Here is an 11,844-nt window from a genome sequence, read left to right on the forward strand (position 1 = left end):
TGCGAGTGCAGCGAATGTGCTGATTCGCTGCAGAGGGTTTGCTGCTACCTCAAGCCAACCCAAAATGCTGTCGATGGCTTGGCTTCGTTGTGATTGAGGAAGTACCGGCACTAGTTGAGCGAGAAGGCCTGTACGGTTGCCAGTGTCGGTCACGTGACTGATTTCCGTCGCCAACTGCAGTCGCTCTTCCGTCGGCAGGTTGGGAGCTATGCCCGCGAGGTAGCCGAGGCGGTTATCGGGCGATTGGAGCTCGGCAACGTTGATCGCCTGGCGGAGCGTGATCAGTCCTTCACCAAGCCCCATGGCCAACAACTCACTCGGGATGGTGGTTCCTTGTGATTTCACGCTGCTGACGCACAAGGCAATTCTGATCCTTAGCCGCAAGGCCCTGCTTGCTTGGCCTGCGTAGGTGCCGCTGGGTTGCATCGCTGCCAACATGGCGGTTAGCGAGCCGGCATAGCCAATGAGATCCGTATCGAGGCGAGACCAAGCCAACCTCCAGCCGTCACTCAGAACGAGTTCGACATCGTCCAGTGTGGCGTCTGACAGCTGGCGCAGATGATCCACGTGGTGCCGTAGAACGTAACCTGGTGCCAGAGTGCTTGGGTCGGCGACCAACGCACGCGTCATGCGACGCCCCCAGGCTACGAAGGCACGCTGCACAGACTGCAGTGTTGTCGAATCGAAACGTTCCTCTCGCAGGTACTCACCCAGCTTGGGGTGGTTCAGCACGTAGCCACGATCAGCACTTCCGTCACCAGCGACAAATCGGGCCAGCGGTCTGATGAATCGGTCCGACGAGGCAGGTCTGGCAATGTTGCGAAGATCACAAACCAAGTCAGTCAAGTGCGAGCCCTGAATAGGCCCCAAGGCCGCTGCAAGAACGGCCAAGGTCATATCGATGCTGTCGGGATCGCTTTGCGCCCAAGCCCATTGTTGAGCATTGAACGCACGCGAAAAGTATGCCGCGAACCCAGGCGACATTCCCTCCAGCGCGTCGACGAGAACATGCGCGCCGCCGACCACCGCGGCCCGCAGATCGTCCGCGTACAGCGCTAGCAACAAAGGCTCACCTGCAGTCAGCACAACGAGGCGATCAATCAAGGCATCAGTCAAGGCGGCGCCGGAGATCCCGACGCTTTCGAGGATCGGCGTCACTGCCTTGCGTCCGAGCAGTGCAAGGTCTTCTGCTGTGGCTTGGCCGACGCCTTGCCAGTCAAGCCTAGCGAGCCAGCCGACCGGTCCTGTGTCGCCGGCTTGCTGCCGGGCACTCACAAGGATCTTGACATTGGGTGGCAGAGCAGACGGAAAGACTGCTGGATTGAATCCAGTACCCTGTGCTTCGTCGAGTCCGTCGACGACGACCAGAATATGGCTAGTTTGGTTGGCCACTGTGTGCAGTAGGTCGGCCGAGTTCCCTTGGTAGTAGCTCTCGGGGTCCATAGCCGGTGGGACAAGCTTGCGATTGAGCACATTGGCCAGCTGAGTCGCGAGTACGGCATAGAACACCGCTGGCCGGTCGGTATTGAAGCGAAGGCTGATCGGCACATAGACGACGGACCATGTCGCATCCGACGCCAAGCGCTCGGTCCAGTGCACAAGCAGCGCGCTCTTGCCGCGAGCGGTGGGGCCAGAGATCAACATTCGGTTGGGTGCGGCGGAGTCCGACAGCCAAGCATCAAGCCGGTCGTATTCATCATCCCGGCCGCCGAACGGCGGCGCCGCCGCTTGTCCTGACGTGAGGTAGTGCTGCCTAAAGGCCAACACCAAACCTCGATGCGGCGAAACCTCGCCAATCCGATGCCATGCCAAACCTGCAGGAGCGGCGGACGAAACATCGGGTGGCGTGGGGATGAGATCGATACTTGCCGAGCGTAGTACGCCAATCACGGACTCTGCGGTCCACCGACCTCTGCGCTGAATGAGCCCGTGTGCGGAGGTTTGTAGCGCTTGCCATGCAGCTACGACATCGTGTTCGGCCGCGCACAACCGAGCAAGTTCCGACTTTGCAGCAGTTTCCGACGCGTCGTCGTGATCAGCGCAATGCAGGACGACGATTCGAAGCCTGCGGCAAGTGGGTTGCATCGGCAGACCAGATTCCTCCAGCCTGCGTTTGAATTCGCTGGTGATGTCGTCGAGACCGTCAGTGCGGCCGTCCCCCAAGCGCCGGATACCTAGCGCCAAGTCAGAGCGAATTGAGTCGCTGGTGCCGTTGTCGACAATCAACACGCCGTAGGCGATTGATTGGTCATTGATCCCACTCGCAAGCGCCTGTAGCGCGCTCCACAAGTCTGTCCCACGCCTGAGACCCTTCTTGGCTTGCGCTTCGACCACCAAGCCACTCGTCAGGACCAGCCGAACGTCGTCACCCGGTCCATTCGTTTCGCACCAGACTTCGCTCGGTGTGTCGAGTTCGAGTTCCTTCAGCCAGCCCAACGGCCGTCGGCCAAGCAGATGTACCGCGGCAATGGTGGTCACGCGGGCCTGGAAGTTCATTCCGCCGGCCGCTGCGCTACCTCCAGAAGCGTTCGCTCTGGCTGCTGGAGCGACATCTGGCGGCGGAGTCATGGCGCCATCCCTTGGGTTGCGGCAGACGGCGTCACGAACTCGTGGCCATGCGCCTTCGATGATCGGCGGCCAGTTAGGACGCATTGCACCGGCCGACTGAGATGCTTGCTGTCCAAGTATCCGGCATCCAGCCGCAAAGTATGACTGGTCTAGGTCGCGAAGTCGGTTCGGCCGCTCAGACCGCCAGGGGCGCTCGGTCTGAAGCGGTCGTTGACAGCCGGAGATACCGCGGTGGAGGACGGAGTCAACGCCACTGGACCCGGCGCTTCATGACCACCGCCGGGGTGTCATGAATCAGCGCGCGATCAAAGGCCAGCCAGCCCAGGCGGCGGTAGAGCGCTTCGTTGTGCGGCGTGAAGAGGAACAGCTCTGGAGAGCCGAGCCGCGCGCACTCGGCGGTGGCGCGCTCGGCCAGGGCCGAAGCGATGCCTCGGCCGCGGTGGGCTGGCGCAACGTAGACGGCCGAGAGCCATGGGCCGAGGTGGTCGTGCGTGAGCGTGCGTCCAACCACACTGGCGCAGCCCCACAGGCTGCCGTCGCTTGAGTGCGCCACCAGGCACAGCGGAAGCGCGTCGCGCTGCGTCGTGGTCTGTAGCGTGAGCAGTCGGTCCTGCACGGTCTTGCTCGGCGTGAGATGGCCGAAGGCTTCGTGCTGCCAGGCGGCGACTGTGTGCATCCAGTCCGGATGATCTGCCAGATAGTCGATGCGCATTCAGGCCTCTGACGTGGCGAGCGTCTGCGCACGCAGGCCGAGCCGGCTGAACAGTTGACGGTCTCGTTCGGTGTCGGGGTTGCCGGCTGTCAGCAGGCGGCTGCCGCAGAAGATGGAGTTGGCGCCGGCCATGAAGCACAGGGCTTGCAGCGCGTCGTCCATCTTCTCGCGGCCGGCCGACAGGCGCACGCGTGAAGTGGGCATCGTGATCCGCGCGACCGCGACGGTGCGCACGAACTCGAAAGGGTCCAGCGGCTCGGCTGCTTCGAGCGGTGTGCCTTCGATCGGGATCAGCTGGTTGATCGGCACCGACTCGGGCGCCGGGTCCAGCCCGGCCAGTTGCTCGATCAGGGCCACGCGCTGAGCGCGGCTCTCGCCCATGCCGAGGATGCCGCCACAGCAGAGGCGGATGCCGGCCTCGCGAACGTGGCCGATCGTGTCGAGCCTGTCGTCGTAGCTGTGGGTGTTGATGATGCGCGGGTAAAAATCGCGTGAGGTGTCCAGGTTGTGGTTGTAGTAGTCCAGCCCGGCTTGCTTGAGCTCTTGTGCCTGAGCGGCGTTCAGCATGCCGAGCGTGATGCAGGTCTCCATGCCCAGTGCACGCACTTCGCTCACCATCTCGGCCAGGCGTGGCATGTCGCGGTCTTTCGGGCTGCGCCAAGCGGCGCCCATGCAGAAGCGCGTCGCGCCGTTGTCTTTGGCGGCCTGCGCAGCCTCCACCACCTCGGGCACCGACATCAGCTTCGTCGCCTTGACCGTGGTGGCGTGATGGCTGGACTGGGAGCAGTAGCCGCAGTCCTCGGCGCAGCCGCCGGTCTTGATCGACAGCAGCGCAGAGACCTGGATCTCGTTCGCGTCGAAGTGCTGGCGGTGCACCTGCTGCGCCTGGTGCAGCAAGTCCATCAACGGCTGTTCGAACAGAGCCGCGATCTCAGCCGCACTCCAGCGCTTCGGTGATGGTGCTGATGTCGGAATGGAGGTCGGTGCGTGCAGCACCGTGCGGTCGGTCGATGTCAATTCGATCTCCTGAGGTTTGAAAGCACGCGCCCGAAAAGAATAGATAACTTGGCGCGGCGTTCAACTGCGTGAACAGTGTGATCGAGTCTATGCTCCTGATCAATGAAGTTAGCTGTTCGATCGAGCTAGATAATCTACAAATGGGACTGCCCAGAAAGCCGCGCGCCAGCACCGCGGAACACATAGCGCTTGCTTTGCGAGACCGCATCGTTTGCGGTGAGATCGCGGCGGACAGCGCGCTGCGGCAGGACCAGGTCGCGCAGGAGTTCGACTCCAGCCATGTGCCGGTGCGCGAAGCGTTCCAGCGGCTGCAAGCCCAAGGGCTGGTGGTCATGCTGCCGCGGCGCGGTGTGCGCGTCGCGCCACTGGACCTGGCGTCTATACGGGAGACGGTGGAGATCCGCACGGCGCTCGAAGGTCTGGCGCTAAGAAGCGCGGCGACGCAGATGACCGAGCAAGACATCGCGGCACTGGAGGCCGCGCAGCTTCAATGCAACGGTGCGGATTCGCTCGAAGCCTGGGACGCGGCCAATCGCGAATTCCATCGCGCGCTGGTGGCGCCATGCCGCATGCCGCGCTTGCTGCAGATGCTCGACCACCTGCAGCTGGCGAACTCGCGCGTCGTCTTCGCCGCCGGGCGGACGAAAGGCTGGCGGCCGCGCTCGAACCACGACCACCAGCTGATCATCGACGCCCTGAAGGCCGGCGATGCAGACCGGGCGACGAGCCTGCTGAACCGCCACATCGGGACGATGGAGCGGGTCGGCTTCCCGACGATCGAATCGGCGGATCAAAGCGCCGGGCCATAGGGCCAGATCGATAAGGCGCCTGCGTTCCGAGGTGGGCCTCGGCGTCTGCAGGAATCAGGGCGCGCTCGCCTCGGTGGCGTCACCCGTGTCGCCGAGTTCTTCCCGCAGGAAATCACGCAGGGCATGCCAAGAGGGCTGGTCCGCCATTTGCGGGCTGCAGACGAGCCAGTAGGCGCCGCGAGCCGGGATGCTGAGTGCGAAGGGCTGCAGCAATTGGCCGCTGCGAAGGTCCTCGCCGATCAGGGCCAGGTGCCCGAGGGCCAGGCCGTGGCCGGCGGCAGCGGCTTGCAGCAGGGCATTGCTGTCGTCGATCAACTGGCCTCTGCGCACCGGCAGGTCGGGGATGCCGGCGCGATCGACCCAGCGCTCCCAGTCGGCAAAGCTGTCTTCGTGCAGCAGCGGGTAGTGGCGCACCGCGTCCGGGCTGTCCAGCGGCTGATCCGCGCGGATCAGGCCAGGGGCGCACACCGGGCTGAGCGCCGTGCCGAACAAGGGCTGCGCCATCATGCGCGGGCCACCCGGGCGCCCGCGCGACCACAACACGGCCGCTTCGAGCTGCCCTTTGGCTCGCAGGTTGGAACTCGTGTCGTGGTGCAGGTGCAGCTCGATGTCGGGGTGGCGCTCGCGGAATCGCGGCAGCCGGGGGATCAGCCAGCGGCTCGAGAAGGTGGGCGTGACAGCCAGCCGCAGGCTGCTTGTCGGTGTCTGGCCATGCTTGAGTTGGTCGAGCAGGGCATCGATGCGGCCGAAGCTGCCGCTCAGCTCAGCGAGCAGGCGTTCGCCGGCCGGCAGCAGGCGCACCTGCCGTTGGCTCCGTTCGAACAGCGGCTGGCCCAGGGCCTGCTCAAGGGCACGCACCTGGTGACTGACGGCCGCCTGCGTCACGCACAACTCGGCGGCGGCCTCGGTGAACGACAGTCGACGCGCGGCGACTTCAAAGAAGCGCAGGCTGTTGAGGTGATGCAGATGGCGCCGCATGTCCGCCGCTGATGAGCTGGGCTAATGGATGACGCAAATATTCGTCGCTTGTCGCCGCCGGCCGCGCGGCAGTGAAATGCGCGTCGATGGAAACGTTTGAATCCTAGCGGATCGTCATGTCGACACCTCCGGTTCACCTCTTGGGTCGCTCACCCGTGGAGCCCTACGGGCTGTAGCGCGTCGTGTCGGACATCTTCATTGGCATTGACCTGGGTGGCACCGGGCTCAAGGCGGTGGCCTTGGAGTCTGGCTCGGGTGCGACGCTCGCCTCGGCCTGCGAGGCGTTGCCGTACCAGAACCGGCCGGACGGTGCGTGCGAGCTGACCGGGGTGGCCATCCGCCACCTGTTGACGTTCGCGCTGCAGGCTGTATCACGGCAGCTCGGCCCGCGTGCGGGCAGGGTGCGCGCCATTGGCTGCACGGGCCATGGTGCGGGCCTGTATGCGCTCGACGCCAAGGGCTGGCTCCTCAGAGGGCGAGCCGTGGCCCCGGCGGACCAACGCGCCGCCCAGCGGGCCAAAACGCAGGCGGCGCGCTATGGCGAGCTGCTGTTCAACGAAGTGGGCTGCAGGCCGTGGGCGGGGCAGCCGGCGGTGATCGCCGCCGAGCTGATGTCTGCCGGTGACCTGGATCTCACCGAGCTTCGCCATCTGCTCTTTGCCAAAGACTACGTGGCCTACCTGCTCTGCGGCGAGATGGCCACCGATGCCAGCGCCGCGGGCGCCGCGGGGCTGCTGTCGCTGGCGACTGGGCGTTGGTCTGCCTTGGCCTTGGAGATGGCCGCGTTGAGCGAACTCGGCGAACGCGCGCTGCCGGCGCTGGTGCCCGGCGGCACGACGATCGGCCGCTTGCGCCCGATGCAGGCCGCGGAGTGTGGCTTGCCCGTGGGGGTGCCGGTGGCCACGGGCACGATCGACCTGTGGGCCGCCTTGACTGCGTGCGGCGCCGTGCGGCATGGCCATCAGGTGGCGGTGTTCGGCGCCGGTGGCGTGAACGCGATGGTCGCGCCGGCGCGCGAGCCGAAGCCCGATGTCGCCGCCATCGTGCCTTCGGGTCTGGCACGCCAGGCCGATCTGCAGCTCTACATGCAGAACAGCCCCTCGTCGATGGTCAACCTCGATTGGCTGGCGCATCTGCTGCAGCTGCCGAGCGCCGCCAGCATCGTCGAGATGGCCATGTCGGCCCCGCCCGATTCGGCGGGTTTGCGATTCGCCTCCTTGCTCGATGGTGGTGCCGATCCGCCGGGCACCAAGCTGGGCCCTCTCGAGGCGGGCTTTCTCGGCCTGACTCGCCACCACGGGCGCTCGCATCTGGCGCGTGCGGTGGTGGATACCGTGATCGAGCAACACGCGTGCCACCTGTCGGCGCTGCAGGCACGGCGTCTGTGCCCGCCCGACGGCGTCCTGGTGCTGGGGGAGGGTTCGCAGCACAGACGGCTCGTGCAACTGCTGGCTTCGGCGTTGGGGCAGGCCGTGGATCGGTGCAGCGACGACGACGCGGGCGCGCTGGGCGCTGCCATGCTGGCTGCGCAGTCGCAAGGCGCCAGCTTCGACGCGCCGATCGCGACCCTGGAGCGCGTGGAACCTGGCATCGACGTCGACACCGGCACGGCGCCGGAGATGGTTCACACCGAAGTCGGCAGCCTGGGGCTTTGAGCGGCGACTAGCATCACCGTCTTTCCCACGACGAGACCGATCCAGCATGTGTACTGTCATTGCCGTTGGCCCGCAGGCCAGCGCCGACGGCTCGACTTGGCTGTCCCATTCCGACACCGGGCCGGACTCGCGGATTCGCAAGGTGCCCGCGCAGGACCATGAGCCAGGCGCGCTCGCCGCGGTGCATTGGGGCCTGCAAGAGATCCGCAGTGCGGACTTGCAAGACCACGGCGAGGTGATCGGCCACATCGAACAAGTCGCCCACACCAACGCCTACTTCCACTCGGCCTACTCGCACATCAACGAGCACCAGCTGGCGCTGGCCGAAAGCACGACCAGCCAGCGGCCGGAGTTGCAGTGCCCCCGCGGCGAAGGCGAGCAGATCATGACCATCGAGCAGGCGATGGTCTTTGCGCTGCAGCGCTGCCGGCGTGCGCGCGAAGCAGTGGCCTTGGTCGGCGAGTTGATGGAGCGCCACGGCTTCTTGAGCAGTTGCGGCGACGGCAGCGAGTTGCTGGTGGCCGCCGATCCCCTCGAGCTGTGGGTCTTCGAGGTCGTCGGCGTGGGGCGCGGCTGGAAGCAGGGCAGTGGTGAGCCGGGTGCGATCTGGGCGGCTCGCCGCATCCCCGATGACCATGTGCTGGTCGCCGCCAACTGGGGCGTGCTGGCCGAGATCGACGTTGACGATCACGACAACGTGCTGACCTGCTCGCACCTGCGCAGCTTTGCCGAAGCCCGCGGGTGGGCTCGGCCCGGCGATGGACTGCGCTTCAACTGGCGCGAAACCTATTGCCCCCTTCCGCGCGAGTGGGCCACCGGGCGGCTGTGGGCCTTCTACAGCGACATAGCCCCGAACCTTCGTGTGTGGCCGCAGCGTCGTCTGGAGAGCGGACAGAACTGGCGCACGATCGACGCCTACGGCCAGGAGGTGGAGTCGCTGGACATCTACCCGATGTCGGTCAAGCCGGAGAGGCGATTGGCGCGCGAGGACCTGATCGCGTTTCACCGCTCGGCGCTCGAGGGCACGGTGTACGACACGACCGAGCAGCCGGTCTGGTACGTGATGGACGAGAAGGGCCAGTTGGGCAAGAGCCCGCTGGCCACGCCGTTCCCGGGCCCTGAGCTGCGGCGCCTGCTGAAGCTCACGCCAAGGCGGCCGGTGGCGCGCCACTTCGGCCACTACACGTCGATCTGCCAGCTGCGCCGCGACCGCCCGGACGACATCGCCGGCGTCTACTGGGTCGCGCTCGACAACCCGCTGGTGAGCACCTGGGTGCCGATTCCGCTCGCCACGGCCAGCGTGCACGAGAGCTTCAGCACGCATGACCCGGAGCAGTTCAGCGAAGCCTCGGCACGCTGGTGCGTCGACTTTGTCGACAACCTGATGCGGCTCGAATTCCAGACTGCGTTGCCCCTTCTGCAAAGCCTGCGCGAGCCCTTCGAAGCTCGGCTGCTGGAGCGTTGGACCCGTCTGGACCAGGAGTTGGCCGAAGAGCCGGACAAGCAGCGCCGCGCCGATGCCGCGACGGCGTTCGTGCATTCGGTGATGGGTGAGCTGCCGCTGCTGTACCGGCAGATTCGCGAGCAGATGCTGGTGAAGCTGACCAACAACCGGTGGGTGTAGAGCTGTTCGTATAGCGCAGCGTCCCCGGCAACCGGGCCGCAAGAGGCCCGTCTGCCGGGGACGCGATCGGGCCGATCTGCATCGGCCCGAAAAGAGGCTCAGGGGCAACCGGTGCCGTAGCCCTCGCCGCCGAAGTAGAAGTAGGTCTTCCACGTGCCGGTGCTGGTGCCGACGTCGATGTCGTAGCAGGCCGACTTCGTGCGCGACTCGGTCAGGCTCGGCGTGGCGTAGTAATTGCTGGTGTTGACATAGCGGATGGTGCGTTGGTAGGCCGCATAGCCCGAGCCGGACGCCGGCTTGTAGCCGCTGCCCATGTCGGTCTTGGTATGGCGACCGCCGGGCCAGCTGTTGACGATCTCGCCGCCGAAGTCGGCCTTGGCCGCCTGGTTGCGGATGCCGCTGGTGTCGTACAGCGTGCGCGGGTAGTAGCCGGCGTAGACGTCGCCTACTTTGATCCACCAGTGGCCCAGCGTGCCGTCCTTGTAGATCAGGATCTTCTGGGCGTACTGCGTGCCGTTGACCTGGCTGTGGTTGGTGTAGTAGCCGCCGATGGCGACATCGCTGTTGGTCTGGACGAAGTCGTCGCAGGTCAGGTCGTAGCAGCCGGTGTTGGCGTAGCCGTCCTGGGTCGAGTAGATGAACAGGTGCGCGTCGTACTCGTGCGATGACTGCCGGTTCGGGTAGACCTGCCAACCGGCCTCGATGGTCTCGACGGGGCTGCCGCCGGTGACCCAGATCTGCGACAGCGAGAACTCCGAACCCAGCTCGACGAACGACTTCCAGATATTCAGCGTCGACTCCGCGCCCCAGTTGCTCACGTAATCGTAGGCATGGGCGTATTCGTGCACGCTGGCCTGGACCTGCATGTCGCCGCCTTGCTGCCCCGGCAGGCCGCTGGTGCCGGGCCGGCCGCGCTTGTGGCGGAAGTGCTCGAGCGTCTCGAAGGCCGCCAGCTTGGGCAGCGTCAGGCGCTTCATCGGGATCGTGCCCTTGGCGCAGCTCTTGGCTTGGCCTTCGGCATCAACCTCGCCGCGCGCCGGCGACAAGAAGATGCCAGGGTCGCGCTGGTGGCGTTCCTGCGCGCCCCGTTCCTGGTCGGCGTCACTCGCTTCGTCCATCGACTCAGTTGGCCGCATGCTGGGCTTGCTGACCCAGTTGGCGGCGGTCAAGCCATGGCGGCGTGCGCCAGGCTGCGTCAGTGCGTCGACGCAGTCGAACACCTCACCCGGCGACATTTCGAAGTGGTGGTTGGCGACCACGCCCTGGTAGTGCGAGCGCAGGTAGGTCTTCATGCGTTCGAACTGGGCGTTGTCACGCACACGGGCGCCGGGCCGGCCGATGAAGTTGCCGATCTGTTCGGCGTCCATTTGCGCCAGCGAGTCGGCCAGCGTCGGGGTGGCGGCCTGGGCCACCATCGGCAAGGCGGCGGCGATCAAGCCAGCCAGCAGCAGACGGCGCGGCAGTGCGTGGGAATACGGGGTGTTCATGTAAAAGGCTCCCTGAATGAATGTGAGGTTCCGAGAGCCGCCAACAAACAGTCAGCGGCCTCCCTCATAAATACGGAGCCACACGAAAAGACCGGACACGGCCGGACCACCCGAATGGGGGAGATCGACGCCTTGAGCTAGGGGGCAGGGCGCCGATCTGGCGGCGGCCAAAGGTGGCCGCCACAGGGGTCAGCAACCCGCGCCGTAGCCCCCGCCACCGAAGTAGAAGAAGGTCTGCCAGCTGCCGCTGTCGAACGCCGGCGTGCTGATGTCGTAGCAGGCGGCCTTGGTGCGCGAGGCCGTCAGGCTGGGCTTGCTGAAGACGTTGCTCGTGTTGATGTAGCGGATCGAGCGCTGGTAGGCCGCGTAGCCGAAGCCCGACGAAGGCTTGTAGCCGCTGCCCATGTCGGTGCCGGTGTGGCGACCGCTGGGCCACGAGTTGATGATCTCGCCGCCGAAGTCGATGTTGGCCGCCTGGTTGATGATCCCGGCGCTGTCGTACAGGTTGCGTGGGTAGTAGCCGGCGTACACGCCGTTGACGGCGATCCACCAGTGGCCGTTGACGCCGTCCTTGTGCACCATGATGCGGGTGGTGTACTGCGAGCCGTTGACCTGGCTCTGGTTCGACAGGCGCCCGCCGATGACCACGCTGCTGTTGGTCTGCACGAAGTCGGCGCAATCGAGGTCGTAGCAGCCGGTGTTGTTGTAGCCGTCCTGTGTCGAGTAGATGAACAGGTGCGGGTCTGAAGGGTACGAGGTCGGGTGGCGCTGGCGGTAGACCTGCCAGCCGGCTTCGACGGTCTCCTGGCCCTTGCCGTCGGTGATCCACAGCTGCGACAGCGAGAACTCGGTGGCGAGCTCGGTGGCTGCCTTCCACACGTTGAAGTAAGACTCGGCGCCGAAGTTGCTGGCCCAGCCATAGGCGTGGGCGTATTCGTGGACGATCGCCTCGGGGTGCGCACCTTCATCGTTCGGCAGGCCACCACTGCCGGGC

Annotated in this window: 9 protein-coding genes; 3 read left to right on the top strand and 6 right to left on the bottom strand. The window is 65.6% G+C overall.

The annotated features are described in order from the left end of the window. The 3 genes from AC1DYI_RS15705 to bioB all read right to left on the bottom strand — a co-directional run. On the bottom strand, nucleotides 1–2,496 hold a 2,496-nt coding region (locus tag AC1DYI_RS15705; protein WP_477205063.1), incomplete at its 3' end, for a hypothetical protein. Nucleotides 2,497–2,812: 316 nt separating this feature from the next. Continuing rightward, nucleotides 2,813–3,280 carry a GNAT family N-acetyltransferase gene (locus AC1DYI_RS15710; protein WP_477205064.1) on the bottom strand — a complete coding sequence of 156 codons (468 nt, stop codon included), beginning with the start codon at nucleotides 3,278–3,280 and terminating at the stop codon, nucleotides 2,813–2,815. Then, entirely contained in the window at nucleotides 3,281–4,297 is a 1,017-nt protein-coding gene (bioB, locus tag AC1DYI_RS15715; RefSeq protein WP_477205065.1) for a biotin synthase BioB, read from the bottom strand. A gap of 68 nt (nucleotides 4,298–4,365) precedes the next feature. Between bioB and AC1DYI_RS15720 the strand changes: the two genes are divergently transcribed. Further along, nucleotides 4,366–5,106, top strand: a complete 741-nt coding sequence (locus AC1DYI_RS15720) for a GntR family transcriptional regulator (RefSeq protein WP_477205066.1) — start codon at nucleotides 4,366–4,368, stop codon at nucleotides 5,104–5,106. 54 nt (nucleotides 5,107–5,160) lie between these two features. Here the strand turns inward: AC1DYI_RS15720 and AC1DYI_RS15725 are convergent, their stop codons facing one another. Then, on the bottom strand, nucleotides 5,161–6,084 hold the full coding sequence (locus AC1DYI_RS15725; RefSeq protein WP_477205067.1) for a LysR substrate-binding domain-containing protein: 924 nt from the start codon (nucleotides 6,082–6,084) through the stop codon (nucleotides 5,161–5,163). 182 nt (nucleotides 6,085–6,266) lie between these two features. On the opposite strand from AC1DYI_RS15725, the gene AC1DYI_RS15730 reads away from it, so the two are divergent. Both AC1DYI_RS15730 and AC1DYI_RS15735 read left to right on the top strand, forming a co-directional pair. Then, a complete protein-coding gene (locus AC1DYI_RS15730; protein WP_477205068.1) occupies nucleotides 6,267–7,739 on the top strand; it encodes an FGGY family carbohydrate kinase in 1,473 nt (490 codons plus the stop codon). A 46-nt stretch (nucleotides 7,740–7,785) separates the two neighbouring features. Further along, entirely contained in the window at nucleotides 7,786–9,363 is a 1,578-nt protein-coding gene (locus AC1DYI_RS15735) for a dipeptidase (RefSeq protein ID WP_477205069.1), read from the top strand. 98 nt (nucleotides 9,364–9,461) lie between these two features. Here the strand turns inward: AC1DYI_RS15735 and AC1DYI_RS15740 are convergent, their stop codons facing one another. Together AC1DYI_RS15740 and AC1DYI_RS15745 are read right to left on the bottom strand one after the other, a co-directional pair. Continuing rightward, entirely contained in the window at nucleotides 9,462–10,850 is a 1,389-nt protein-coding gene (locus AC1DYI_RS15740; RefSeq protein ID WP_477205070.1) for a neprosin family prolyl endopeptidase, read from the bottom strand. Between the two features lie 189 nt (nucleotides 10,851–11,039). Further along, a partial coding sequence (locus AC1DYI_RS15745; protein ID WP_477205071.1) for a neprosin family prolyl endopeptidase occupies nucleotides 11,040–11,844 on the bottom strand: 805 nt, incomplete at its 5' end.

This window comes from Ideonella sp. P3_A4, from assembly GCF_056403075.1.